Source organism: Azospirillum sp. TSO22-1, from assembly GCF_003116015.1.
GTDB lineage: Bacteria > Pseudomonadota > Alphaproteobacteria > Azospirillales > Azospirillaceae > Azospirillum.
Genome location: NZ_LGQZ01000007.1, coordinates 11,517 through 36,212, shown reverse-complemented (window position 1 = coordinate 36,212; position 24,696 = coordinate 11,517). Strand labels below are relative to the sequence as shown.

The window sequence follows — 24,696 nt, the reverse complement described above, 5'->3', positions numbered from 1 at the left end:
TGACTGGACGCCCTTACTTAGCAACAAGCGTGCCCTGGGCGGTGTCCATGTTGAACTCGCCGAAGAACTTGTAGGTGCCGGGCTTCAGCGGGGCGACGTTGACCTTGGCCGACTTGCCGCCGCCGATGATCTTCTCCGCCTTGAAGTCGCGGCTTTCGAACTCCTCTGCCGTCGCATCCTGGTTGTCGACGATCAGCACCAGCTTCTGCCCGGCCGGGACCTCCAGCGTCGCGGGCTGGAACTTGTGGTCCTTGATAACGATGGTGAACTCGTTATCCGCCGCCAGGGCGGAGCCCGCCAGCAGCAGCGGGGCGACGGCAAGGGCGGCGATCCAAGGGCGCATGTCGGACAATTCCCACGACGGTGTCGGTTCAACTGAGAAGCATTCTCACCGCCGTGGCAGAACTGTCAACGCGATGCAATTGCAATGCAGGTGCGGCGTGGAGTCGCAGGTCGGGCGCCGCAACCTCAGGCCGCGGGCCACATCCAGGTGACCTCGTGCTTGTTGTGGAACAGGTGCTCGACCCGGCCGCCGGGGATGGCGGCGAAGGCGCGCGCCGTCTCATGGTCGGTCTCCGCCTGGAACTTCAGGGTGCAGACGAAGTTCTTCACCAGCCCGCTCCGCATCCACTCGTCCACCAGCCGCAGCAGGCGCGTCGGGTAGCAGATGACGTCGCAGACCAGCCAGTCGAGCGGGCCGATGTCCTGCGGCTTCAGGCCGAAGGCGCTCTCCTGCCGGTATTCGACGCGCGGCAGGGCGGCGATCTCCGGCGCCAGCGGCGCCTTGTCGACGCTGACCACCGCGGCGCCCAATTCGTGCAGCACCCAGGTCCAGCCGCCGGGGCTGGAGCCGAGGTCGAGGCAGCGGTCGCCCGGCCCGGGGTGGCGGCCCATGCGGGTCAGCGCCTCCCACAGCTTCAGGTAGGCGCGGTTGGGCGGGGCGGTTTTGTTCTCGACGAAATGCAGCTCGCCGTGCCGCCACGGGCTGGAGCAGCGCGCCGCCGCGATCACCGTGAATTCGTCCAGCAGCGTCCAGGAACCGAGCGGCGCCGTGGGGATCGGCGACGGGAAGGCGATCGGCTTGGCCGAGACGTGCGGCAGGTTCTCCTGGATCAGGTTGGCGCGGCGGTGGTGGCGCAGCGACCACAGCGCCCAGTTCCGCTGGATGGCGCGCAGCTTCTTGGCGGCGTCCTTGATGGATTCCACCTCGATGCGCACGGGATCGACCCAGATGTTCTGCGCCCAGGCCGCCGGCCGCGCCGGGCCGTCCACGAAGACCAGCCGGTCCTCCACCGCCGCCACATCGCCCAACTCGGCCACGAGGTCGTCCACGAATCCCTCGGGGGCGAGGTAGATCGTCTGGTTCAGGGGAGTCATCGCGCTGTCTTCATCCGGCTTTGGGAGGCAGAGAAAACAGCGTCGCGACGCGTTCCGCAAGCGCGCGATCGCCGGCGACCGTCAACGCGCCTGCTCCTCCGACGCCACCACCACCCCGCCCCACCCCGGCAGGTGCAGCACGCCGTCGGACAGCGCCCCCGGCAGCCCGTGCCCGGCCAGCGCCTGCCAACGCTCGGCATCCGCCAGCGGCGCCTCCACGGCGCGCGGGCCGAGGTTGAAGACGCACAGCAGCCGCTGCTCCTCATGGCGGCGCTCGAAGGCCAGCAGCGGCTCCGGCAGGTCGCGGAAGCGGATGTCGCCCAGCCGCAGCGCCGGCTGGCGCTTGCGCCACGCCAGCCAGCCGCGGGCGAAGGACAGCACACTGTCCGGGTCGGTGCGCTGCACGTCCACCGCCCGCGCGCGGTGCGCGTCGGGGATCGGCAGCCACGGCTCGGCCGGGGAAAAGCCGGCGTGCGCCCCCTCCGCGGTCCAGGGCATCGGCGTGCGGCAGCCGTCGCGGCCGCCGGCTTCCGGCCACATGGCGATGCCGAAGGGATCGCGCAGCCGGTCGTACGGCACCTCGGCCTGCGGCAGGCCCAGTTCCTCGCCCTGGTAGAGGAAGGCGGTGCCGCGCAGGCTGGTCAGCAGCGCCAGGAATAGCCGCGCGGCGGCCGGCGGCGCCTCGGGACCGGCCCAGCGACTCGCCACCCGCTCGGTGTCGTGGTTGGAGAAGGCCCAGGATGGCCAGCCGCGGCCGGGCTGCCGCTCGAACGCCTCGACGGCGCGGCGCACCGCGGCGGCCCCGCCGAAAGGCCCGAGCAGCGCGAAGTTGTAGGCGGTGTGCAGCCGGTCGGGAGCGGCGACGTATTCGGCGGCGCGGGCGACGCTGTCGTCGTCGTGCACCTCGGCCACCGCCATGCGGTCGGGGTAGCGGTCGAGCAGCCCGCGCAGCCGGCGCAGCACGGCGACGGTCTCCGGCTGCGACTTGTCGTGCCGGTGCACCTGCATTCCGTAGGCGCTGCCCGGCGGCACGCCGTCCGGCCAGGGCGCGTCGGGGGCGCGGGCCGGGTTGTCGCGCAGCAGCCGGTCGTGCAGGTAGTAGTTGGCTACGTCGAGCCGGAAGCCGTCCACCCCGCGCTCCAGCCAGAAGGCGCACTCCGCCAGCACGGCGTCCTGGACCGCGCGGTTGTGCAGGTTGAGGTCGGGCTGGCCGGGCAGGAAATTGTGCAGGTAGTACTGCCGGCGCCGGCTGTCCCAGGTCCAGGCCGGGCCACCGAACACCGAGAGCCAGTTGTTGGGCGGCGTGCCGTCCGGCTTCGGATCGGCCCAGACGTACCAGTCGGATTTCGGATTGCCCCTCCCCTGCCGGCTCTCGCGGAACCAGGCGTGGCGGTCGGAGGTATGGCTCAGCACCATGTCGATCAGCACCCGGAGCCCCAGCGCGTGCGCCCGTTCCAGCAGCCGATCGACATCCGCCAGCGCGCCGAACAGCGGGTCCACCGCCCGGTAGTCCTCGACGTCGTAGCCGAAGTCCTTCATCGGCGAGCGGAAGAACGGCGACAGCCACACCGCGTCGGCGCCCAGCGCGGCGACATGGTACAGGTGCTCGGTCACCCCGGCGAGATCGCCGACGCCATCCCCGTTCGTGTCGAAGAAGCTGCGCGGGTAGATCTGGTAGACCACCGCGCCACGCCACCACTCGGCCATGCCCCTCCCCTGCGCCCCGTTTCTTCCTTCGGACGATCCCGCCGTCACCATAGCGGGCCTCCGTGACAAATGCGCGCACCTCTTCGGAGGCGTCACAATCGCAATTGACAATGATTCGCAATCACATTACCTGTGGGGTCAGCGCGACGCCAGAGGACACAGCCACTCATGTACGTGTGCATCTGCCATCCGATCACCGACAAGCAGATCAAGCAGGTCCTCCAGGACGGCGCGCAGACCACCGCAGCGGTGTTTCGCCACTTCGGCCACAAGGTGCAGTGTGGCAAGTGCGTGCCCTATGTCCGCGGCATGGTGGAAGAGCACCGCGAGACGAAGCGCACCGGTGGCGGTTGCGGCGGCAACTGCGGCCAGTGCGGGAACCACGAGATTCATCATCACGAACCGGCCAACACCGACGCCGATTTCGCATACGGCGTCGCTGCGGAATAAGAACGCCTCCATCCCTCGACACAGCGTGCGTACGCTCCGGCGTCCGCACGCTTTTTTTTGCCTCGCGGATGCGACAACGTGCCCGTGTACTATGCGTTTGGTCGGGTTGACCCGCCGGAGTGAATCGGGCAGATAAGCGCCACCACAAGACTGGGAACACCAGCAATGCCCACCGGCCAACGCCGGCGGCCACAGAGGAAGCGCTCAACGCCAGCCAACGACTTCGGGACACGGACAACGATTGCCATACCGGCAGCGTGCATTCGGTCGTTTTTTCCCTCCGCACCGCACATGGATTTCTTTGCACCGCACAAAGATCGCGGAGCCAGGACTTATGTGGGAAGGGGACGGCCGGAACGCCGCACCGAAGCGTCCAGAGGGGGAACACGACGATGACTCGCCGCCGCCGGCAGGCCCACGAGGGGCTGTGCCGCGATCGTCTCGCGCAGGTCGAGGCGCGCCTGGAGGAACTCCGCACCAAAGCGGAGCGCAGCGACGGCAACCGGCTGGAACTGGAACGCGCGCTCGACCACGCCCGCGGCCTGTGCAACCGCGTTCTCGCCCGCATCGAGTCCGCCCGTCAGGCCAGCGACGACGCCTGGCCCTTCGCTCGCGCACAGGCGGATCAAGCCGTCGCGGAGATGATCCTGGCCATCGCCGAGGTGGAGCAGAGGCTGTCGCGGGCTGCGGCGTAGGGATGCCCAGTCCCTCCCCCAGCCCCGCTGGGGGAGGTTAGGTGGGGGCAGCGGCCGCCCCGGGAATCCATAGCCCCCACCCTTCCCTCCCCCGCCCGAGGCGGGGGAGGGACTTCAATCACACCGTCGCCAGCAGCCTTGCCAGTTCCACCGCGGTCTTCACGCCCATCTTCTCGAAGACGTGCGCTCGGTGCACCTCCACGGTTCGCATGCTGATGCCGAGGTCGTCGGCGATCACCTTGTTCAGCTTGCCGGCGACCACAAGGTCCATCACCTGCCGCTCGCGCTGGGTCAGCGTCGCCAGACGCGCCGTCACCGACGCGTGCCCGGCCTCGCGCGCCCGTTGCTCGGCGTCGAAGGCCAGCGCCTCGATCACCCGGTCCACCAGATCGTTGTCGTTGAACGGCTTTTCGACGAAGTCACGGGCCCCCTTCTTCAGCGCCGACACCGCGATCGGCACGTCACCGTGCCCGGTCAGGAAGATCACCGGCGACCGGCAACCCCGCTCGCGCAGGCGGTCGAACAGCTCCAGCCCGGTCATCCCCTCCATGCGGATGTCGAGCAGCAGGCACCCCGCGAGGTCCGGAGTCCACGCCGCCAGGAAACCCTCGGCCGACTCCCAGGTCTGCGCCTGCACGTCGCGCGACTGCAGCAGCCAGGACAGCGCGTCGCGGATCGCCTCGTCGTCGTCGACGATGTGGACCTTGGCGTTGAAGGGGGGGGCAGCGCTCACGACGCCACCGGCAGGCTGAACAGGAAGGCGGTGCCGCCGCCCTGCGCCGGCTCGAACCACAGCCGGCCGTGGTGGCTCTCGATGATCGAGCGGCAGATGTTCAGGCCCATGCCCATGCCTTCCTTCTTGGTGGTGAAGAAGGGCGAGAACAGCGTCTCCGCCACCTCCGGCGCCACGCCGCAGCCGCGGTCGCGGATGCGGGTCAGCACCGCGCCATTCTGGACCCGCGTCGTCACGCGCAGCAAGCGGGCGTCGCGCGGCGTCTGCGCCATCGCCTCCATGCCGTTGCGCATCAGGTTCAGCAGCACCTGCTGCACCAGGATGCGGTCGGCCAGCACCGGCGGCGCGCCGGGGGCGAGGTCCACCTCGATGCGCACGCCGTGCTTGCGGGCGTCGGCGCGGATCAGCGAGACGCTGTCCTCCACCACCTCGGCCACCTCGCAGGGCGCCACCTTGGGGTCGCGCTTGCGCACGAACTCGTGGATCCGCCGGATGATGCGGCCGGCGCGCATCGCCTGCTTGGACAGCTTGTCCAGGGGCGGGATCAACTCGGCCGGCGCCACCGTGTCGGCGCGCAGCTTGTTCAGGCAGCCGGCGGAATAGCTGGCGATGGCCGACAGCGGCTGGTTCAGCTCATGCGCCAGGGTCGAGGCCATCTCGCCCATGGTGATGACGCGGGCGGTGTGCTGCAGGCGCTCCTGCTGCTGGCGGGCCAGATCCTCGGCGCGCTTGCGCTCGGTGATGTCGACGAAGGAGCCCATCCAGCCGGTGTGCCGGCCGTTGGCGTCGATCAACGGCGCCTCGTAGATCAGCGCGTCGAAGCGCCCGCCGTCGCGGCGCATCAGCCGCAGCTCGAAGCCGTCCGGCGGCGCCTCGCCGGCCAGCACGGTGCTGAACACCTGGGCGCAGCGCTCCAGGTCCTCCGGCGGCCAGTAGGGCATGGGCGGGCCGCGGCCGAGCAGTTCCGCCTCGCTCCAGCCGACCATGCGGCAGAAGGCCGGGTTCACGTAGATGATCCGCCCCTCCAGGTCGCGCGCCCGCATGCCGACGGTCAGCGAGTCCTCCATCGCCTTGCGGAAGGCGTGCTCGGTGCGCAGCTGCTGCTCGGCCCGCAGGCGGCGGCGCATGTGCCGGCGCACCATCCACAGGCTCCACAGCGCCGAGCCGGTCAGGCCGAAGATGGCGGCCACCAGCACGGTGCGGCCGAAGTTGCTCTCGGTCCGGTGCACGGTGGCGACCAGCGTCATGCCCCGGCCCGGCGGGTCGAAGGGGATGGCGTGGCTGCGCCGCGGCGTCGGCTCGTCGATGCGCGACTTGGCGCCGAGCACCGCGCCGTTCGAATCGGCGACGGCGATCTGGTAGCGCTCGGCGATCCACCAGGGCACGTGGTGGGTCAGGATGTCGTCGATGGCGAACACGCCGACCAGCGCCCCGGCGTAGCCGCGGTCCTGGAACACCGGCACCACCACGTCGAACCCGATGCCGGCCTGCGGCAGCGGATAGGGCGCGGTGTAGATCCGCTTGCCGAGCGAACTGGCGAGGCGCAACGCGTCGCCGCGCGGGCTGGGCTCCGGCCCCTCCTCCACCGCGCGGCCGTCCGGCACCGGCGGCACCGACGCTGTGATGCGCCCCTCGGCGTCCAGCCACAGCACCCGCTCCACCGCCGGATTGGTGGTGACGAGCTGACGCATCGCGGTGACGACGTCGGCGTCCGGCGCGCGCCCCAGCGTGTCCGCCAACTGCTCCAGCCGGTCGACGTCGGAGGCGAGCTGGAAGCGCAGGCTCTGTTCCACCCACAGCGCGTCGCGGATCAGCGCGTGCTCCTCCTCCTCGCGCTCGGAACGGTCGAGCAGCCACAGGAACACCCCCAGCAGCACCACCACCAGCACCATGGCGACGATGGGCATGGCGGTGCCGCGGCGGCTCAACAGGGCGGGCAGGCGGATCATCGGTCCCTTATCGAGAAAGATACGGATTTCCACAATAGCGGCGATTGCGGAGTTGGCGAACAATGCAGGGAACACGAACAACCCCATAAATCCGGGAGGATACGGTCACATGAAGCTCTCCAAGCTGCTGTGCGCGGCCGCATTCGGCTGCCTGCTCGCCTCGCCGGCGTTCGCGCAGAACCAGATCGTCATCAAGTTCAGCCACGTCGTCGCCCCCGACACCCCCAAGGGCAAGGGCGCCGAGAAGTTCAGGGAACTGGCCGAGGCACGCACCGGCGGCAAGGTGAAGATCGAGGTCTATCCGAACAGCCAGCTCTACAAGGACAAGGAGGAGCTGGAGGCGCTGCAGCTCGGCGCCGTGCAGATGCTGGCCCCGTCGCTGGCCAAGTTCGGCCCGCTGGGCGCCAAGGAGTTCGAGGTCTTCGACCTGCCCTACATCTTCCCGAATAAGGACGTGCTGGTCCGCGTCACCAACGGCCCGGTCGGCAAGCAGCTGTTCCAGAAGCTGGAGTCGAAGGGCATCACCGGCCTCGCCTACTGGGACAACGGCTTCAAGATCATGTCGGCCAACAAGCCGATCCACCTGCCCACCGACATGAAGGCCCAGAAGCTGCGCATCCAGTCGTCCAAGGTGCTGGATTCGCAGATGCGCGCCCTGGGCGCGCTGCCGCAGGTGATGGCGTTCTCGGAGGTCTACCAGGCGCTGCAGACCGGCGTGGTGGACGGCACCGAGAACCCGCCGTCCAACATGTACACCCAGAAGATGCACGAGGTGCAGAAGCACGCCACGCTCACCAACCACGGCTATCTCGGCTATGCGGTGATCGTGAACAAGAAGTTCTGGGACGGCCTGCCGGCCGACGTCCGCACCCAGCTGGAAGGCGCCATGAAGGACGCCACCACCTTCGCCAACGACATCGCGCAGAAGGAGAACGACGACGCGCTGGCGGCGATGAAGGCCTCGGGCAAGACCGAGTTCTACACCCCGACCAAGGAGGAGGCCGAGGCGTGGCGCAAGGCGCTGCTGCCGGTCCACAAGGAGATGGAGGGCCGCGTCGGCAAGGAGCTGATGGAGTCGCTCTACAAGGAAGCCGCCGCCGCCGGCTTCAAGATGTAAGCGCCTGAAGCCCCTCCCCCCTTGCGGGGGAGGGGTTTGGGGAGAGGGGGAATGTGACTTGACCGGCTGTCGCCGGCGCCACCCTCTCCCCAACCCCTCTCCCGTCGAGGGAGAGGGGCTTTCCGCCGCCCCTTTCTCGCGCGGAGCCGCCATGTTCATGAAAGCCCTCGACCACCTCGAGGAGATCGTGATCGCCACCCTGATGGGACTGGCGACCTCGATCATCTTCGTCGCGGTGGTCCACCGTTACGCCTCGGGCCTGCCCGTCATCCAGGACTACATCCTGCACTGGAACTTCGCCTGGGCGCAGGAGCTGTGCATCTACATGTTCGTGTGGATGGCGAAGTTCGGCGCCGCCTACGGCGTGCGCACCGGCATCCACGTCGGCGTCGACGTGCTGATCAACAAGCTGGAGCCGAAGAACCGCGCCAAGTTCGTCGTCTTCGGCCTGCTGGCCGGCGCGCTGTTCACCGGCGTCGTCGGCTCGCTGGGCACCAACTTCGTCTGGCACATGTCGCAGACCGACCAGACCTCGGCCGACCTGGAATGGCCGATGTGGATCATCTATCTGGCGATCCCGCTCGGGTCCTTCCTGATGTGCTTCCGCTTCCTGCAGGTGACCGTGGCGTTCCTCCGCACCGGCGAGCTGCCGCATCACGACCACGGCCACGTCGAGGGCCTGGAGGAAGACGTCAGCGACCCGCAGCGCGCGGCGCAGGACGTCAACTGGTTCCAGATGGACGACCACCTGCACCCGCACGACATCGCCCACCACGAGGGCGACGAGCGGCGCGAGAAGGAGAGCAACCGATGAACGCCGCCATCATCTTCGGCCTGCTGCTCGGCCTGATGCTGACCGGCATGCCGATCTCCATCTCGCTCGGCCTCACCGTGCTCACCTTCCTGTTCACCATGACCGAGGTGCCGATCCAGGCGGTGGCGCTAAAGCTGTTCACCGGCATCGAGAAGTTCGAGATCATGGCGATCCCGTTCTTCATCCTGGCCGGCAACTTCCTCACGCACGGCGGCGTGGCGCGCCGCATGATCAACTTCGCCACCGCCATGGTCGGCCACTGGCACGGCGGCCTGGGGCTGGCCGGCGTGCTGGGCTGCGCGCTGTTCGCCGCGGTGTCGGGCTCCAGCCCGGCCACCGTGGTCGCCATCGGCTCGATCATCCTGCCGGCGATGGTGGCGCAGGGCTTCCCGCGGCAGTTCGGCGCCGGCGTCATCACCACCTCGGGCGCGCTGGGCATCCTGATCCCGCCGTCCATCGTCATGGTGATGTACGCCGTGGCGACCAGCGGCAGTCAGCACTCGGCCTCGGTCGGCCAGCTGTTCATGGCCGGCGTCATCCCGGGCCTGATGCTGGCGGCGCTGCTGGGCGGCGTGACGTGGTACCGGGCGCGCAAGTTCGGCTACCCGCGCATGCCGAAGGCCAGCCCGCTCGAGCGCTGGCGCACCTTCCGCGAGGCGATCTGGGGCCTGCTGCTGATCGTCATCGTCATTGGCGGCATCTACACCGGCGTCTTCACGCCGACCGAGGCGGCGGCGATGAGCGCGGTGTACGCCTTCGTCATCGCGGTGTTCGTCTACCGGGACATGCCGCTGAAGGGCGTGCCGAACGTGCTGCTGTCGTCGGCCAACATGTCGGCGATGCTGCTCTACATCATCACCAACGCGGTGCTGTTCTCGTTCGTGCTGACCTCGGAGAACATCCCGCAGCACATCGCCGACTGGATCGTCGGCCAGGGGCTGGGGGTGGTCGCCTTCCTGCTGGTGACCAACCTGCTGCTGCTGATGGCCGGCAACTTCATGGAGCCGTCGTCGATCGTGCTGATCATGGCGCCGATCCTGTTCCCGGTGGCGGTGAAGCTGGGCATCGACCCGGTGCACTTCGGCATCCTGATCGTCGTCAACATGGAGGTCGGCATGTGCCACCCGCCGGTCGGCCTGAACCTCTACGTCGCCAGCGGCATCACCAAGATGGGCATCACCGAGCTGACCATCGCGGTGTGGCCGTGGCTGCTGGCCATGCTGGGCTTCCTGGTGCTGATCACCTACGTGCCGGCGCTGTCGCTGTGGCTGCCCCGGGCGCTGGGGATGATGTAGCCCCTCCTGCCCCTGGAACGACGAAGGGCCCCGCCATCGGCGGGGCCCTTTTCGTTAGGAGCGGTCCACCACGGGCAGCAGAACCCCCGGACCGCCCTCCTCCGCCGGCACGAAGACCACGCCGGCCGCCTCGAACGCCTCGACCAGCAGGCGTTCCGTCCCGCGGTGCAGGGCGTGGTGCCCCTTCTCGAAGTCGCGGACCGTGCCGCGCGACACCGCCGCGCGCTCGGCAAGTTCCTCCTGCGTCCACTCCAGGAAGCCGCGGGCGGCCCGGCACTGACCGGCCGTCAAACCGCTTCTGAGCTGCATCCCGATCTCCGGAAAAAGTCGGCCATATGGGTTGAAAATAGCCTTTTTGGTCAAAAATAAAAGGGCGAGCCCGCCACACACCGTCCATCCGCCCCAACCACATGCAGGGAGCGTCCGTGCGATGCCGCATCACACCTCCTTGATCGCCACCATGGTGGCCGCGCTCGTCCTGGCCTTCGCGCTGGGGGCGCTCGCCAACCGGCTGCGGCTGTCGCCGCTGGTCGGCTACCTGCTGGCCGGGGTGGTGATCGGGCCGTTCACGCCGGGCTACGTCGCCGACCTTCAGCTGGCGCCGCAGCTCGCCGAGATCGGCGTCATCCTGCTGATGTTCGGCGTCGGGCTGCACTTCTCGCTGGACGACCTGCTCAAGGTGCGGCGCATCGCGGTGCCCGGCGCCGTGGTGCAGATCGGCATCGCGACGGTGCTCGGCTGGGGGTTGGCGCGGCTGCTCGGCTGGAGCCTGGGGGCCGGGCTGGTGCTCGGGCTGGCGCTGTCGGTGGCCAGCACCGTGGTGCTGCTGCGCGCGCTGGAGCAGCTCGACCTGTTCAAGACCGAGCGCGGGCGCATCGCCATCGGCTGGCTGATCGTCGAGGATCTGGCGATGGTGCTGGTCCTGGTGCTGCTGCCCTCGGTCGCCCGGATGCTGGATGGGGGCGGCACGGCCGGCGCGGAGCTGTGGCTGTCGCTGGCCGCCACGCTGGGCAAGGTGGCGCTGTTCGTCGCGCTGATGCTGATCGGCGGCAGCCGCGTGGTGCCCTGGCTGCTGGCGCGCATCGCCCGCACCGGCTCGCGTGAGCTGTTCACGCTGGGCGTGCTGGCCATCGCGCTCGGCATCGCCTACGGCTCAGCGCTGCTGTTCCACGTCTCCTTCGCGCTGGGCGCCTTCTTCGCCGGCATGGTCCTCAACAAGTCCGACCTCAGCCACCGCGCGGCGGAGGAACTGCTGCCGCTCAAGGACGCCTTCGCCGTGCTGTTCTTCGTGTCGGTGGGCATGCTGTTCGACCCGGGCGTGCTGGTGCGTTCGCCCGGCGCGGTGGCGGCGGTGGTGGCAATCATCATGGTCGGCAAGTCGCTGGCCGCCTTCGCCCTGGTGCTCGCCTTCCGCTACCCGATGAACACGGCGCTGACGGTGGCGGTCAGCCTGGCGCAGATCGGCGAGTTCTCCTTCATCCTGGCCGGCCTCGGCGTCGGGCTCGGCGTACTGCCGGAGGAAGGGCAGGCGCTGATCCTGGCCGGCGCGCTGCTGTCGATCACGGCGAACCCGTTCCTCTTCGCCCTGCTGGGCCGGCTCGAGGCGCGCCGCGAAACCGCCCCCACCGTTGCGCCGGCCGAAGACGCCGAGCCGAGCTACGACCTGGAACACCACGCTGTCATCGTCGGCCACGGCCGCGTCGGCGCCCTGGTCACCGAGGAGCTGACGCGGCGCGGCCTGCCCTGCGTGGTCGTGGAGCTTCAGCGCGAGCGCGCGAAGGCGCTGCGCGGCCGCGGCATCGACGCGGTGTACGGCAACGCCACGGCGCCGGGCGTGCTGGAACGCGCCGGCCTCGCGCGGGCGGACCTGCTGTTGGTCGCGGTGCCCGACGGCTTCGAGGCCGGCACCATCGTCGAGCGCGCCCGTCAGCTCAACCCCGGCATCCGCGTCGTCGCGCGGGCACACAGCGACGACGCGGTGGCGCACCTGGAGCAGCACGGCGTCGATGCGGTGTTCATGGGCGAGCGCGAGGTGGCCCGCCGCATGATCGAGCACGCCCACCGCGAGGCGAAGCCGTTCACCCCGCTCGGCGCGGCGCCCGTCACGCCGCCTTGATCGACACCAGAAAGCGCTGAACCTCGTCGCGCAGCGTCACGAAGCGCTCCTGCAGCATCTTCGCCACGTCCACCGACTGGCGCGCGGCCCCCGCCACCTCGGACGAAGCGTCGGAGGCGACGCCGATGCTCTGCGTCACCGTCTGCGCCTCCTGCGCCACCGAGCGCACCTGGTTGGCGATCTCGCCGGTGGCGCCGAGCTGCTCCTCCACCGCCACGGCGATGTCGGAGGAGCGCTGGCTGAGCGTGCCGATGGTGTCGGTGATGGCGCCGATGGCGCTGACCGCGTCGTGCGTCACCGCCTGGATGGCGCCGATCTGGCTGGAGATGTCCTCGGTGGCCTTGGCGGTCTGGTTGGCGAGGTTCTTCACCTCCTGCGCCACCACGGCGAAACCCTTGCCGGCCTCCCCCGCCCGCGCCGCCTCGATGGTGGCGTTCAGCGCCAGCAGGTTGGTCTGCCCGGCGATGTCCTGGATGAGGCTGGTGATCTCGCCGATCTTGGCGGCCGAGGTGGCCAGCGCCTCCACCGTCTCGCGGCTGGCGCGGGCGCGCTCGATGGCCTGGCCGGAGATGGCGACGGACTGGTTGACGCTCTCGGCGATGGCGCGGATCGAGCGGGTCAGCTGTTCGGCCGCGGCGCTGGCCGCCTGCACGCTGCGCGCGGCGCCGTCGGCGGCGCCGGCCACGGTGGCGTTGCAGTGGTCGGCGCGCAGCGCGCTGTCCAGCATGGTGCCGGCGCTGCCCTGCATCTGCGAGGCCGAGGCCGAGGCCTCGTGCACCATCGACTGCATGCGGCTGTCGAAGGTGCCGGCCAGCTCGGCCAGCCGGTTGGCGCGCCTCACGTCCTCCTCCTGGCGGGCCCGCTTCTCGGCCTCCAGCTGCTGGCGGTGCTCGGCGTTGCCGCGCAGCACGTCGATGGCGCGCGCCATGGCGCCGACCTCGTCGCGGCGGTCCAGCGCCGGCACGGTGATGCCGTAGTCGCCCTCGGCCAGCTGGCCGACGATGCCGGTGATCTGCGACAGCGGCCGGGTGATCGTCGACACCACCAGATAAAGCACGCCCATGATCGCCAGAAAGGCCGCGGTGCCGCCGAACACGGCCAGCCACGCGTCCTCGGCGATGCGGGCCTCGACGCGGTCGGTGCGCAGGCGCAGCACGTACTCGCCCAGCGTCTTCTGCCCGGCGACGATCGGCACCGTCACCTCGGTGTAGCCCTTGCCGGGGCGGACGTCGCCGTCCTCCGCCAGCACCTTGCCCTTGTCGTCGCGCACGATGGCGCCGCGGTAGTCCGGGTCGGACGACGGCGCCTTGGCGACCTGCTTGACCTGCTCGTAGTCGAGATCATTGAGCGGGATGCTGGCGGCGCGCGCCTGCAGCGACGCGATCATCCGCGCCCGCGACGACAGCCCCTCGTGCGCCTCGCCGGTGGCGCCGTGCACGTTCAACACGATGGCGGCGGCCTGATAGGCGAGGAACACCCCGCCGATCAGCACCAGCGCCCGCATCCGCAGGCTGAGCCCGCCGAGAAGACCACCCGTCCCGCCGTTCGACATCGTCTCTTCCCTTTGCATGCGGCGGCGCCGGTCCGCTCCGCGGCGGCCGGCGCCCGTTTTCCTACTTCAGGGCGCCCGAGGCCTTGAGCTTCTGGAAGCCCGCCTCGAGCTTGGCCATCAGCGCCTCGGCGCCCGGGGCCTTCTTCGACACCACGAAGTACACCGGGGTGCTGGAGATCGAGGTGGTCTTCAGCGCCGGCATCGGCTTGGCCGCGAGCGCGGTCTGCACCGGCTTCGACCACTGGATGAACACGGGGGCGCGGCCGGCCTCCAGCAGGGCCAGGGCCTGCTCGGTGGTGCGGGCATCGACCAGCGTCACCTTGTTGGCCGGATCCTCCATCCAGGCGCGCCAGCCGCCCAGCGAGAAGCCGTTCAGCGCGATCACCGCCTTGCCGGCCAGGTCCTCCTTCACCTTCACCGCCGGCGCCTCGTTCAGCGCGTAGGCGTTCATCTCGACGGTGTCGATGGGGTTGGCGCTGGCCAGCGTCGTGCCCTCGAACTCCTTGGCCGTCTTCACGCCGAGGAACAGGTCGAGCTCGCCCAGCGGCAGCGCGGCCATCAGGCGGCGCGCCGGGACGGACTCGATGGCCAACTCGATGCCTTGGTCGGCGGCGACCTTCTGCAGCGTCTCGATCAGCGACCCCGCCGGCTTGCCGTTGTCCGTGTAGCTGTAGGGCGGGAACTCGACGTAGCCGACCTTGATCGGATCGGCCTGCGCCACGCCGGCCATGCCCGCCGTCACCGCTCCCACCAGCGCCAGCGCCTTGAACATCCGCCCGAACGTAGAAGCACCCATACGCATCCCCATTGCGTTCAATTCGAGATATTGCGGTGCGAATTATCTCATACCGCTCACGTCGCGGGCAACCATACCTCCGGAATGTTGAATCGCGATGTCGAAATGCTAACCGACGAGGCAATTGTCACGGCCGGCCCGCCGCCGTACCCTAGCGCCCCGGTCTGACATTCCGAGGCAGAAGATCCCGTGTCCGAATTCGTCCCCTCCGCCTGCCCGCACGACTGCCCGAGCACCTGCGCGCTCGAGGTGGAGCGCCTTGCCCCGGATCGCATCGGCAAGGTGCGGGGCGCCGCGGCGAACACCTACACGGCCGGCGTCATCTGCGCCAAGGTCAGCCGCTACGCCGAGCGCGTGCACAACCCGAACCGCATCCTGAAGCCGCTGCTGCGCACCGGCCCCAAGGGCGCCGGCCAGTGGCGGGAGATCGGCTGGGAGGAGGCGCTGGACCGCGTCGCCGAGAAGTTCCTGGAGGCCGAACGGACGCACGGGCCGGAGGCGGTGTGGCCGTACTTCTACGCCGGCACCATGGGCCTCGTGCAGCGCGGCTCGATCCAGCGGCTGCGCCACGCCAAGGGCTATTCGCGGCAGATCAGCACGATCTGCGACACGCCGGCCAACATGGGCTGGATGGCCGGCTACGGCGACATCCGCGGCAGCGACCCGCGCGAGATGGCCGAGAGCGACCTGATCGTCAACTGGGGCGGCAACCCGGTGGCCACCCAGGTCAACGTGATGACGCACGTCGCCCGCGCCCGCAAGGCGCGCGGGGCGAAGCTGGTCACCATCGACCCGTACCGCAACGGCACCGCCGAGGTCTCCGACCTGCACCTCATGCTCCGCCCGGGCACCGACGGCGCGCTGGCCTGCGCGGTGATGCACGTGCTGTTCCGGGAGGGCTTCGCCGACCGTGCCTACCTCGCCCGCTACGCCGCGGGCGTCGAGCGGCTGGAGGAGCATCTGGCCGCCCGCACGCCGGACTGGGCGGCGGCGATCACCGGGCTGAGCGTGGAGGAGATCGTCGGCTTCGCCCGCCTGTACGGCCAGACCAAGCGCAGCTATCTGCGCATGGGTTACGGTCTGACGCGGGCGCACAACGGGGCGGCGCAGATGCACGCGGCGTCCTGCCTGCCGGTGGTCACCGGGGCGTGGCAGCACCGCGGCGGCGGCGGGTTGTACTGCTCGTCGGGGATCTACCGGATCGACCGCACGCTGTCCGAGGGGCTGGACCGGCTGGACACCGCGGTGCGCGGCTTCGACCAGTCGCGCATCGGCGCGGTGCTGACCGGCGCGGACATCACGTCCGGCCCGCCGGTGACCGCCATGCTGGTGCAGAACACCAACCCGGCCGCCGTCTGCCCGGACCTGACCCGGGTGATCGCCGGCCTGAAGCGCGACGACCTGTTCGTCGCCGTGCACGAGCAGGTGATGACCGACACCGCGGCGCTGGCCGACCTCGTGCTGCCGGCCACCATGTTCCTGGAGCACGACGACCTCTACCGCGGCGGCGGCCAGAGCCATATCCTGATCGGCCGCAAGGTGGTCGAGCCGCAGGGCGAGGCCCGCGAGAACCACTGGGTGAACGGCGAGATCGCCCGCCGCGTCGGCGCCGAGCACCCCGGCTTCGGCATGACGGCGTGGGAGATCATCGACGCCATGCTCACGGCGTCCGACCTGCCGGACGCCGCGACGCTGGCGGCCGACCGCTGGCACGACGCCCAGCCGGACTTCGAGACCTCGCACTTCCTGAAGGGCTTCGCCTGGCCGGACGGCCGCTTCCGCTTTGCGCCGGACTGGGCGGCGCTGGGGCCCTACGGCGGCTGCCCGGAGTTGCCCGACCACATGCCGCCCGGCCGCGGCACCGACGCTGAGCACCCCTTCCGCCTGTTCACCCCGCCGGCCCGGCAGTTCCTCAACACCAGCTTCACCGACACGGAGACCTCGCTCGCTCGCGAGAAGCGCCCGACCGTGCTGATCCACCCGGACGACGCGGCGGGCCTGGGCATCAGCGACGGCGATCTGGTGCGGCTGGGCAACCGCCAGGCGTCGGTGGCGCTGCACGCCGGGCTGTTCGACGGCATCCGGCGCGGCGTGCTGGCGGTGGAGGGCATCTGGCCCGGCAGCGCCTTCGTCGAGGGCGTCGGCATCAACGCCCTGACCTCGCCGCAGTCGATCCCGCCGGCCGGTGGTGCGGCGTTCCACGACAACGCCGTGTGGGTGCGGACAGCGTAAAAGCAATCCCTCCCCCAGCCCCGCTGGGGGAGGTTAGGAGGGGGCAGCGGCGCGCACGAGAATCCGCGGCTGCCACCTTCGCCGCAGCCCCCACCCAACCCTCCCCCAGCGGAGCTGGGGGAGGGCCATGTTCCCGTCAACTCGCCCGCACCTCGGCGATGAAGCGGTCGACGTCCTGCGACAGGCGTTCGGAATCGCGGAACAGCGTGTCCGCGGCGCCGAGCGCCTCATGCGCCGCGGAACCGGTGCCGTCGGCGATCTGCTGGACGCCGCCGATGTTGCGCGAGATCTCCTCCGTGCCCTGGGCGGCCTGCTGCACGCTGCGGGCGATCTCGCGGGTCGCGGCGTCCTGCTCCTCCACCGCCGCGGCGATGGTGGTGGCGATCTCGTTGATCTGCGCGATCACCGCGGCGATCTCGCCGATGGCGCCGACGGCGCCGCGGGTGGCGTCCTGCATGCCGGTGATCTGGCCGGCGATCTCCTCGGTGGCCTTGGCGGTCTGGGTGGCGAGGCTCTTCACCTCGGAGGCGACCACCGCGAAGCCCTTTCCCGCCTCGCCGGCGCGCGCCGCCTCGATGGTGGCGTTCAAGGCCAGCAGGTTGGTCTGCGCCGCGATGGAGTTGATGAGTTCGACCACGTCACCGATGCTGCGCGCCTGCTCGGCCAGCGCCTGGACGCTGCGGGTGGTGTCGTCGGCGCGCTGCGAGGCGCGGCGCGCCACCTCGCTGGACTGGTTGACCTGACGCGAGATCTCGCTGATCGAGCTGGTCATCTCCTCGGCCGAGGCGGCGACCGTCTGCACGTTGGCCGAGGCCAGTTCGGCCGCCTGCATCACCGTGCCGGCGCGCTCGCGTCCGTCCTCCGCCATCTCGGTGAGGCGGCGGGAGTTGGCCTGCATCTGGCTGGCGGCGGACGACACCTGGGCGACCACCCCCTTGATGCTGGCCTCGAAGCTGTCGGCGAGCCGGCGCATGGCGGCGCGCTTCTCCTCCTCGGCGGCCCGCTGGGCGCGCTTGACCTCCTCCTCCATGGCACGGTTGCGGATCAGGTTGTCCTTGAACACCTGGACCGCCACCGCCATCTGGCCGATCTCGTCGCGGCGGCCCGCCGCCGGCACCTCGACCGCGGTGTCGCCCTGGGCGAGCCGCTCCATGGCGCCGGTCATCGCCACCACCGGGCGCGACACGCCGCGCCCGATGGCCCAGGCGAGCAGGCAGGCCAGCAGCACCGCGACCGGCGTCAGCGTCTTCGCCACCGTCTCGGCGAACCCCGAGGTGGCGATCGCCGCCGCGCGCATCTCGCCCTGCCGCGCCGTGGCGGCCTCGCGCGCCTCCTTCAGCTTGTCGGCGGTCGCACGGCCGATGGGGGCCAGGCGCTTGTCGCGGATCTGATCGACCGTCGCGATGGCCTTCTCCAGCACCGACAGCCCGTTGGAGAAGTCGCGCAGCATCGCGCCGGCGGCGGCGATGCGCTCGGTCTGGCCCTCGGCCAGCGTCAGGTCGGCGAGATCCTTGAAGGTGGCCGCCGCGCCGTCCACCCGCTTGCGCACCGCGGCGAAGTCGAAGGCGGTGTCGCCGTCCAGGATGCGGAAGACCAGGATGCGCGCGGTCCAGACATCCTCGGCCAGCCGCGTCACCGCGGTGGCGGCGGCGAGGTGGCCGGCGGCCACTTCGGCGTCGCGCATCTCGACCATCAGGCCGCGCAACTTGGAGCCGAGTTCGTAGATCACGTCCTTGTTGGTGGCTTCGCGCTGTTCGCGGGCAATCGCGATCTCCGCGGAGGTGCGCTCATAGTCGTCGAGCATCGCCAGGATCTGGTCGACACGCGTGCGGTTCGCCTCCTGCTTCATCAGCGCCCGCGCCTGGGTCAGCTCGCCGCGCGCGGTGGCCAACTCGGCGGGGATAGTCTTGGCGTTCGCCTCGCCGCCCGCATAGATGTAGCGCACGCTGCCGAGCCGCGCCCGCAGCACCGATCCGTCGGCGCGCGACACCAGTTCGGCAACGATCGCCTGATCGGCGAGCTCTCCCACGGCATCCCTGGATTCGGCGGCCTCGTGCCACGACACGCCGCCGAGCGCCGCCAGCATCACCACGACCACGCCGAAGCCCAGCGCGACGCGCGTTCCCACCTTCTGGTTTTCCAGCATCACCAGCCCCTTCCCTGCCGACGCTCCGCGACGGCGATCGCTGCTCGTCCGTCCGGAGTAGCTCCGACGGCATAAGACATCCTGAGCATACGTGGGTATGGCTGTCAAAATGTATTAGTATTGCCAACTAATTAATGAGGCAGGGAGGTTTCCCTTAAAAGGGAACAACGTATTGAACATTAAGGATAGTCAGCCTGCCTCGCCGCCCACCCGGTTCCGCCCGGCGCGCTTGGCGGCGTAGAGCGCGGCGTCAGCGCGGCGGACGAGGTCGGCGAGCGGCTCGCCCGGCCGGTATTGCGCCACGCCGATGGACAGCGTCACCGTGCCGTAGGAGGCGCCGCGCGACTTGTTGACGATCTGCCGGGACCCGACGGTGGCGCGGACCTGCTCCGCTACCTTCAGCGCATTGTCGAGCGCGGTGCGCGGCAGGATGATCGAGAACTCCTCGCCGCCGTAGCGCGCCGCGGTGTCGCGACCCTTGATGCACTCGGTCAGCACCTTGGCGACGAGGCGCAGCACGTGGTCGCCGACCAGATGGCCGTGCGTGTCGTTGAAGACCTTGAAATGGTCGATATCGACCATCAGCAGCGAGAGCGGGATGCCCTCCTGCTCCGCCTCGCGCGCCGCCTCGTTCAGCGTGACGTCGAACGCCTTGCGGTTGGCGATGCCGGTCAGGCCATCGGTCATCGCCTCGCGCCGGGCGGTGTCGAGGTTGACGCGCATCTCGGCCAGCTGCTGGCTGGAATCGAGGAGCTGCGACTGCAGCCGGGTCTGCTGGTCCGCGATGGCGGTGGTCTCGGCGGCGATGGCGGCGACCATGGCGCGCAGGTCCTCCATCGACATCGGCTCGTCCAGATCGCCCTGGAAACCGGCCAGCGCATGGCCATAGCGGTTGGTCTCCGCCCCCGCGGCGTTCAGCAGGTCCAGCAGCTTGCCGAGCGCCGAACGCGCCCGCTCGCTGGTCTCGCGGATCGCCTGCGCCTCGGAGTCCAGGGTGAAGAAGCGCTTGAACAGCTCGTCGCAGTGCGACTGGGTCAGGGGACCACCCTCGCGCTGCGCCATGTCGACGGCACGCGTCAGGTCGGGCAGTTGGCCGCTGTGATAGGCGTACCAGAGCGTGAAGTTTTCCGGATTGGGCGGCAGCCGATCGGTTAACATGCGGCTCATCGCGCGCGCCGCCAGCTCCCCCGCCCGTTCGAAATCGTCCGAATACGCCACAGCCGCCACCCCCGCCGATCACTCCAACTCTAGACCTATCCACACCGTATATTGGTATTTCCCTGCACGGCAAGCGTCTTTCATGGTAAAGATCAAAAGCAGGGGCAGACTTGGGCAGCCGAAATCAGTTGCACTGACCGACGGAGTTCTCCGCGCATATTTTCTTGCCGTCGACCCAGGTGGCGCCGGTGAGGTCGGCGTTGCGGAAGTCGGCGCCGCCGAGCTTGGCGCCGGTGAAGTCGGAGCGCTTCAGCGACGCCCCCACCAGCTTGGCGTTGCGCAGGTCGGCCTCGCGCAAGGACGCGCCGTCCAGTTCCGCGCGGGTGAAGTCCGCCTCGATCAGCCGGGCGCGATCGAGCTTCGCACCAATCATCACGGCGCTGACGAACTTGGCGCGGTAGGCGTCGGCGTCGACCAGCGCCGCGTCCTTGAGCGTGGCGCGCGCGAAGGTGGCGTCGCGCAGCTCGGCCCCCGTCAGGTCGGCGCCGTGCAGCTCGCCGCCATCGAAGTAGCAGCGCCGCCAGATCACCTTGGGCTGCGCGGGATCGGTGCAGGCGGCCTCCGCGGGAGCGGCGGCCAGCAACAGCGCAAAGGCGGCGAAAATTGTCCGTTTCATCCCGCAAGAGATAAGGGAGGGCGCCGGCAAAACCAAACCCTATCGGGGCTGCCCCACCGCCCGCCCGGCCTGCGGCGGGCGCGGAAGATCCGCGTGCGCCTGCGCGGCGGCGGCGAGACGGGCCTGCATCTCCCCGGTGAAGGGGGCGGCGCGGCGGTCGGCGAGGTCCACGTGCAGCAGCAGGAATTCCGCGGTGGCCGCTAGGAACCCCTCGCCGGCGTGGCGCATCTCGTGGAACAGGTGCAGCCGCTTGGCGTCGGCGGCGAGGATGGTGGAGGCGAAGCGCAGCCCGTCGCCCTGCGTCACTTCGCGCGCGTAGGTCAGGTGCGCCTCGACCACGAACATCGAGCGCCCCTGGGACTCGGCGTAGTCCTTGCCGATGCCGAAGTGGTCGAGCACCGCGTCGGTCGCGTGGTCGAACGCCAGCAGATAGTACGCCACGTTCATGTGGCCGTTGTAGTCGATCCACTCCGGGCGGACGGTCTCGGCGTGGAGGGCGAAGGGGGCGGGGATGGTCATGGGGAGAGCATAGCATTGCACCGACGTGAACATAAGCGACCGAACGCTATGGAGCCGGCTCGGCCGCCGCATTCGCCACCCGGCCGGACAACACCACTTAGCCATTTCCCTCCACGCCAGCGCAGCTTAATCTGAACAACAGCCAGTGCGGAGATGGACATGCAGCACCTCACCAGGAACATACAGGGGTATGTCGCAGGCATGACAGGTGCCCAGAAAGTCTTCTGCGCTGCGCTCCTCTTTTCAATGCTGGTCGTCGGAATCATGGCGATCCCGGCGTTCGATCTGCCATCCCGGCTTTTGGTCGGCATGACTTGGTTTGCCATTCTTTATATTACACGCTGGGCGTGGCTGCCGCGGCACTACGGCGATCAGTCCCTGACCAGAGTGGCATTGATCAGCATTGGCGGCATTGCCTTCGTGGTCCTGGGCGCATCGGATGTTCTTACGCCGGTAGCCCTGGGCACTGCACAGCGGCTTCTGGCTCTCTATTACCCGGAACTGGCTCACGTCGTGCCCGGCAGCGACGCCCTGCCGGACCGCATCACGAACATCGTCATTCTTTTGATTACCATCGGCGGTTTCTACCTCATCCTCTCCCTGCGAACGGGCGGGCATGCGGTCAGGCCGCATCCGACGCCATTCGAGCGCGAATTCCCGGAACCGGACTTCCGCGACCGTCTGAATCGATTCTGCAAGAGCTTGGAACTCGACATCAACGACATCGACGGCAGGACGAACTGGGTCCACCATAACTTCATACCACTCGAGGCTGAGTTCGAGCTGTTCGCGGACAACCGCCGCCGGCGCCGCTTTGGCGACCTCATCGCCTTGCTGCGGGAGAGCCGCGACGTGCCGCTGTTTCTGGTGCTTGGAGATCCGGGCGCCGGCAAGAGCGTTGCCCTGCGAAAGCTGTGCCGGGTCATGCTGAATGACGTCGAGCAGACCCGCCGCATCCCGATCTACATCAATCTTCGCGAATGGCTGACGGACAAGACGTGGAGCGCATCGGCCCCCCCGACCGAGGACGACCTGAACAGTTTCATCACGCAACGGCTCCGGAGCCGCACTGGCGGCCCTGGGGCACGTTTCATCGAGGATTACTTCGACAGGATGAGGGAAACCGGGCACCTGCTGTTCGTTTTCGATTCGTTCGATGAGATCCCCGCCATCCTTGACCAGGACGAAACGTCCTGGATCGTGCAGGAACTCGCCAGCCTGATCGTCCGGTTCGCCATCAACGTCGGGCCATCACGGGCGATCATCGCCTCCCGCTACTTTCGACGTCCGCGCATACACGCTCAAACCTACGTCAAGCTCGAAGTCCGGCCCTTTACCGACGAGCGTATAAAAAAGCTGCTCACCAGCTTCAGCAACCGCTCCGATCAGCTTCTCTCCGAATTGCGCACCAGGAGAGACGACCTGAGTGGCGTCGTCCGCAATCCGTTCACCCTGATGCTGCTGGCAACCTATGCATCGGCAGAGAGAAAACTGCCTCCCTCGCAGTCCGCGCTGTACGAACACTATGTCCGAACGTCGATCGAGACGTCGCTGAAGACGCTTACGCAATACCGACTGACCGTGGAAGAAATAATCTCTTTCTGCACGGAACTTGCGTGGATCATGTTCAGCAAGAATTTGCCTGCGTTGGAAATTTCCATCGGAGATATACGGAGGAAATATGGAAGCACGCATGATGTTGACGGCCTGCTTCATGTTTTGACACACAGCCTGGTTGCAAAAGGCGGGGAATTCGGATCATCGCATTTCACATTTTCCCATAGGAGGTTTAACGAATTCTTTTTTGTCCAAAAAATCATCAAAACCGATCACACCGTTGAACTCGAAGAAATCGCAAGAAACGGAAAGCTTAGAGATTCTCTTATCCTCTATGCTGAAGTTGCAAGAGAAAACCAGGCGCGCGCCATTGCTCGCTTCTGCTTTGACACGGTCAAAGACACGATCATCTCATCCGACCCACAACGGAGGATCCGCGGGATTCACTGCCTGCGATTTATCGCGGAAGCTTTCCGAACGAGGAGAGACGCATTCAATGCCGAAGTCAGCCAATTTCACCTCTTCCTTATCTGGGGGATAGCCGGGCCATTCGACATACTCACGAAAAAGCTGCTCGTCGAAGCGGCGGGCGTCACCGAGCGCGAACACCTGGGGCAAGTACTTCTTGCCGCGTTGGACACATCCGACTCCTGGATTCGCGAGACTGCGTTCCGGTCCTGCCGCTACGTCACCTCCGCAGGGGATAATCTGCGCATGGCGATTACCGAGCAGGCCATGTCCATGCCCACCACCGAATTGATAAAAGAATACATGAGCATGCTCCAGGATGCAGAATCCTCCATATCACTTCGCCAATTTGGTCGCGACATAAAATATCTGCTTGCATTTCGCTTTTCATTTTTGTTAGCCATGGGCATTTCGTTTTACAATGTTATACCAGCACTATTTGCCACCGCAAACAGTGTGGCAAATCATCTGTTCTCAAAATATTTAGGCCCCGTCATAACAGCTGATAAAAATCAATTAACGCAAGAATTTCACTTACATGAAGATTATAACGAATATATATACGATGAAAAAAGCACGGATGATATAATTGACGCGATGGAATATCGCCAATCTCTTAATAAATCTCGCACTGAGATTGTTGAATTTTATGAAATTTACTTTTTTAGTTATGCTTTTTCAGCATTGGTTTTTTATTATATTTGGAGGGATATTGGTATGAGCGAAATAATTGAATGGGGATGGTGGAATATTTGGGTTTCACTCCTTGTATTTAGCGTTGTTTGCAGTGCGTCAACCGTCAATCGACGCGATCTATGCTTTTATACAATTGGCGCTATTAAAAATGCTCCAAAGCTTCAATGGAGCATAACGTCAAAAATAGCAATTCAGATTATTGCATTGTCATTCATACTTATGACACAAAATAAATTAACCGAGAGTTTTTTGTATTATGCCATTAAATTTGTATGGAGCGCCATTGAAAATTATGCAACCATTGTGACATTTGTCATGTTTGGTATCGCTGCCATTATTTGGCTCTCCTTAATTCTCAAAGGAACTTATATTTTATTACAAGATAGGAAGAAATTGAAGATCGCAGCCGGATCCTGGCTGTGCCAAGGGGGTGAAATTTGGCGAACGCAACTGGCCGAATGCTTTAATGATTTCAGTACCGCTGAATATCGGCTGAAATTCGTGCGCTTCCTGGCTGACCACGGTATCAGACCGCTCGGAGATTGGCCCATGGGGCGGTTGCCGGGCGTCGAAGGCGACCCGGCAACCACTGAACTCGCCCGCCTCGAAGAACACTGGCGGGGATGGGACCGATGAACGGCCT

20 protein-coding genes are annotated in these 24,696 nt (G+C 67.4%); 8 read left to right on the top strand and 12 right to left on the bottom strand.

From position 1 onward, the window contains the following. Positions 1-13: 13 nt before the first annotated feature. The 3 genes from TSO221_RS01980 to TSO221_RS01965 form a co-directional block, all read right to left on the bottom strand. A complete protein-coding gene (locus TSO221_RS01980) occupies positions 14-343 on the bottom strand; it encodes a cupredoxin domain-containing protein (RefSeq protein ID WP_109116809.1) in 330 nt (109 codons plus the stop codon). A 125-nt stretch (positions 344-468) separates the two neighbouring features. After that, a complete protein-coding gene (locus TSO221_RS01975; protein WP_109116808.1) occupies positions 469-1,377 on the bottom strand; it encodes an SAM-dependent methyltransferase in 909 nt (302 codons plus the stop codon). A gap of 81 nt (positions 1,378-1,458) precedes the next feature. Beyond that, positions 1,459-3,084, bottom strand: coding sequence for an alpha-glucosidase family protein (locus tag TSO221_RS01965; RefSeq protein WP_109116807.1), 1,626 nt, complete (start codon positions 3,082-3,084; stop codon positions 1,459-1,461). A gap of 168 nt (positions 3,085-3,252) precedes the next feature. On the opposite strand from TSO221_RS01965, the gene TSO221_RS01960 reads away from it, so the two are divergent. Together TSO221_RS01960 and TSO221_RS01955 are read left to right on the top strand one after the other, a co-directional pair. After that, positions 3,253-3,534: a (2Fe-2S)-binding protein gene (locus tag TSO221_RS01960; RefSeq protein WP_109116806.1), complete on the top strand. Its 282-nt coding sequence runs from the start codon at positions 3,253-3,255 to the stop codon at positions 3,532-3,534. A gap of 392 nt (positions 3,535-3,926) precedes the next feature. Then, entirely contained in the window at positions 3,927-4,229 is a 303-nt protein-coding gene (locus TSO221_RS01955; RefSeq protein ID WP_109116805.1) for a hypothetical protein, read from the top strand. Positions 4,230-4,347: 118 nt separating this feature from the next. Here TSO221_RS01955 and TSO221_RS01950 read toward each other — a convergent pair whose 3' ends face one another. Beyond that, complete coding sequence (locus TSO221_RS01950) at positions 4,348-4,962, bottom strand: response regulator (RefSeq protein ID WP_109116804.1); 615 nt, start codon at positions 4,960-4,962, stop codon at positions 4,348-4,350. Continuing rightward, entirely contained in the window at positions 4,959-6,911 is a 1,953-nt protein-coding gene (locus TSO221_RS01945) for a PAS domain-containing sensor histidine kinase (RefSeq protein ID WP_109116803.1), read from the bottom strand. The genes TSO221_RS01950 and TSO221_RS01945 overlap by 4 nt, the downstream gene beginning before the upstream one ends. A 109-nt stretch (positions 6,912-7,020) precedes the next feature. Between TSO221_RS01945 and TSO221_RS01940 the strand changes: the two genes are divergently transcribed. The 3 genes from TSO221_RS01940 to TSO221_RS01930 all read left to right on the top strand — a co-directional run bounded on the left by TSO221_RS01940 (position 7,021) and on the right by TSO221_RS01930 (position 10,137). Then, entirely contained in the window at positions 7,021-8,028 is a 1,008-nt protein-coding gene (locus TSO221_RS01940; protein ID WP_109116802.1) for a TRAP transporter substrate-binding protein, read from the top strand. Between the two features lie 151 nt (positions 8,029-8,179). After that, positions 8,180-8,842 (top strand): TRAP transporter small permease, encoded by a 663-nt coding sequence (locus tag TSO221_RS01935; RefSeq protein ID WP_109116801.1) that lies wholly within the window; start codon positions 8,180-8,182, stop codon positions 8,840-8,842. Then, positions 8,839-10,137: a TRAP transporter large permease subunit gene (locus tag TSO221_RS01930; protein ID WP_109116800.1), complete on the top strand. Its 1,299-nt coding sequence runs from the start codon at positions 8,839-8,841 to the stop codon at positions 10,135-10,137. Before TSO221_RS01935 ends, TSO221_RS01930 begins: the two co-directional genes overlap by 4 nt. Before the next feature lie 54 nt (positions 10,138-10,191). Here the strand turns inward: TSO221_RS01930 and TSO221_RS01925 are convergent, their stop codons facing one another. Next, a complete protein-coding gene (locus tag TSO221_RS01925) occupies positions 10,192-10,446 on the bottom strand; it encodes a helix-turn-helix transcriptional regulator (RefSeq protein WP_109116799.1) in 255 nt (84 codons plus the stop codon). 121 nt (positions 10,447-10,567) lie between these two features. Between TSO221_RS01925 and ybaL the strand changes: the two genes are divergently transcribed. Continuing rightward, entirely contained in the window at positions 10,568-12,253 is a 1,686-nt protein-coding gene (gene ybaL, locus TSO221_RS01920; protein ID WP_109116798.1) for a YbaL family putative K(+) efflux transporter, read from the top strand. On the opposite strand, the gene TSO221_RS01915 is transcribed toward ybaL, so the two are convergent. Both TSO221_RS01915 and TSO221_RS01910 read right to left on the bottom strand, forming a co-directional pair. Beyond that, positions 12,240-13,805: a HAMP domain-containing methyl-accepting chemotaxis protein gene (locus TSO221_RS01915; protein WP_158283969.1), complete on the bottom strand. Its 1,566-nt coding sequence runs from the start codon at positions 13,803-13,805 to the stop codon at positions 12,240-12,242. The two genes, ybaL and TSO221_RS01915, sit on opposite strands and share 14 nt — an antisense overlap. A gap of 61 nt (positions 13,806-13,866) precedes the next feature. Next, a complete protein-coding gene (locus TSO221_RS01910; RefSeq protein WP_158283968.1) occupies positions 13,867-14,601 on the bottom strand; it encodes a transporter substrate-binding domain-containing protein in 735 nt (244 codons plus the stop codon). Positions 14,602-14,790: 189 nt separating this feature from the next. On the opposite strand from TSO221_RS01910, the gene TSO221_RS01905 reads away from it, so the two are divergent. Further along, positions 14,791-16,833 carry a molybdopterin oxidoreductase family protein gene (locus tag TSO221_RS01905; RefSeq protein ID WP_109116795.1) on the top strand — a complete coding sequence of 681 codons (2,043 nt, stop codon included), beginning with the start codon at positions 14,791-14,793 and terminating at the stop codon, positions 16,831-16,833. A gap of 136 nt (positions 16,834-16,969) precedes the next feature. Here the strand turns inward: TSO221_RS01905 and TSO221_RS01900 are convergent, their stop codons facing one another. From TSO221_RS01900 to TSO221_RS01885, 4 genes are all read right to left on the bottom strand, one after another. Next, positions 16,970-18,979: a methyl-accepting chemotaxis protein gene (locus tag TSO221_RS01900; RefSeq protein WP_109116794.1), complete on the bottom strand. Its 2,010-nt coding sequence runs from the start codon at positions 18,977-18,979 to the stop codon at positions 16,970-16,972. Positions 18,980-19,168: 189 nt separating this feature from the next. After that, complete coding sequence (locus tag TSO221_RS01895) at positions 19,169-20,146, bottom strand: GGDEF domain-containing protein (RefSeq protein WP_247877884.1); 978 nt, start codon at positions 20,144-20,146, stop codon at positions 19,169-19,171. 175 nt (positions 20,147-20,321) lie between these two features. Next, positions 20,322-20,813 carry a pentapeptide repeat-containing protein gene (locus TSO221_RS01890; RefSeq protein ID WP_109116792.1) on the bottom strand — a complete coding sequence of 164 codons (492 nt, stop codon included), beginning with the start codon at positions 20,811-20,813 and terminating at the stop codon, positions 20,322-20,324. A 39-nt stretch (positions 20,814-20,852) separates the two neighbouring features. Then, positions 20,853-21,332: a thioesterase family protein gene (locus tag TSO221_RS01885; RefSeq protein WP_109116878.1), complete on the bottom strand. Its 480-nt coding sequence runs from the start codon at positions 21,330-21,332 to the stop codon at positions 20,853-20,855. Between the two features lie 159 nt (positions 21,333-21,491). Here TSO221_RS01885 and TSO221_RS01880 point away from each other — a divergent pair, with 159 nt between their 5' ends. Continuing rightward, positions 21,492-24,689 carry an NACHT domain-containing protein gene (locus TSO221_RS01880; RefSeq protein WP_158283967.1) on the top strand — a complete coding sequence of 1,066 codons (3,198 nt, stop codon included), beginning with the start codon at positions 21,492-21,494 and terminating at the stop codon, positions 24,687-24,689. Positions 24,690-24,696 lie beyond the last annotated feature (7 nt).

What these genes read in the sequence shown, in the direction of transcription:
- TSO221_RS01980 (WP_109116809.1), bottom strand. Translation starts at nt 343, where the DNA reads ATGCGCCCTTGGATCGCCGCCCTTGCCGTCGCCCCGCTGCTGCTGGCG.
- TSO221_RS01975 (WP_109116808.1), bottom strand. Translation starts at nt 1,377, where the DNA reads ATGACTCCCCTGAACCAGACGATCTACCTCGCCCCCGAGGGATTCGTG.
- TSO221_RS01965 (WP_109116807.1), bottom strand. Translation starts at nt 3,084, where the DNA reads ATGGCCGAGTGGTGGCGTGGCGCGGTGGTCTACCAGATCTACCCGCGC.
- TSO221_RS01960 (WP_109116806.1), top strand. Translation starts at nt 3,253, where the DNA reads ATGTACGTGTGCATCTGCCATCCGATCACCGACAAGCAGATCAAGCAG.
- TSO221_RS01955 (WP_109116805.1), top strand. Translation starts at nt 3,927, where the DNA reads ATGACTCGCCGCCGCCGGCAGGCCCACGAGGGGCTGTGCCGCGATCGT.
- TSO221_RS01945 (WP_109116803.1), bottom strand. Translation starts at nt 6,911, where the DNA reads ATGATCCGCCTGCCCGCCCTGTTGAGCCGCCGCGGCACCGCCATGCCC.
- TSO221_RS01940 (WP_109116802.1), top strand. Translation starts at nt 7,021, where the DNA reads ATGAAGCTCTCCAAGCTGCTGTGCGCGGCCGCATTCGGCTGCCTGCTC.
- TSO221_RS01935 (WP_109116801.1), top strand. Translation starts at nt 8,180, where the DNA reads ATGTTCATGAAAGCCCTCGACCACCTCGAGGAGATCGTGATCGCCACC.
- TSO221_RS01930 (WP_109116800.1), top strand. Translation starts at nt 8,839, where the DNA reads ATGAACGCCGCCATCATCTTCGGCCTGCTGCTCGGCCTGATGCTGACC.
- TSO221_RS01925 (WP_109116799.1), bottom strand. Translation starts at nt 10,446, where the DNA reads ATGCAGCTCAGAAGCGGTTTGACGGCCGGTCAGTGCCGGGCCGCCCGC.
- ybaL (WP_109116798.1), top strand. Translation starts at nt 10,568, where the DNA reads ATGCCGCATCACACCTCCTTGATCGCCACCATGGTGGCCGCGCTCGTC.
- TSO221_RS01915 (WP_158283969.1), bottom strand. Translation starts at nt 13,805, where the DNA reads ATGTCGAACGGCGGGACGGGTGGTCTTCTCGGCGGGCTCAGCCTGCGG.
- TSO221_RS01910 (WP_158283968.1), bottom strand. Translation starts at nt 14,601, where the DNA reads ATGGGTGCTTCTACGTTCGGGCGGATGTTCAAGGCGCTGGCGCTGGTG.
- TSO221_RS01900 (WP_109116794.1), bottom strand. Translation starts at nt 18,979, where the DNA reads ATGCTGGAAAACCAGAAGGTGGGAACGCGCGTCGCGCTGGGCTTCGGC.
- TSO221_RS01895 (WP_247877884.1), bottom strand. Translation starts at nt 20,146, where the DNA reads ATGAGCCGCATGTTAACCGATCGGCTGCCGCCCAATCCGGAAAACTTC.
- TSO221_RS01890 (WP_109116792.1), bottom strand. Translation starts at nt 20,813, where the DNA reads ATGAAACGGACAATTTTCGCCGCCTTTGCGCTGTTGCTGGCCGCCGCT.
- TSO221_RS01885 (WP_109116878.1), bottom strand. Translation starts at nt 21,332, where the DNA reads ATGACCATCCCCGCCCCCTTCGCCCTCCACGCCGAGACCGTCCGCCCG.
- TSO221_RS01880 (WP_158283967.1), top strand. Translation starts at nt 21,492, where the DNA reads ATGCAGCACCTCACCAGGAACATACAGGGGTATGTCGCAGGCATGACA.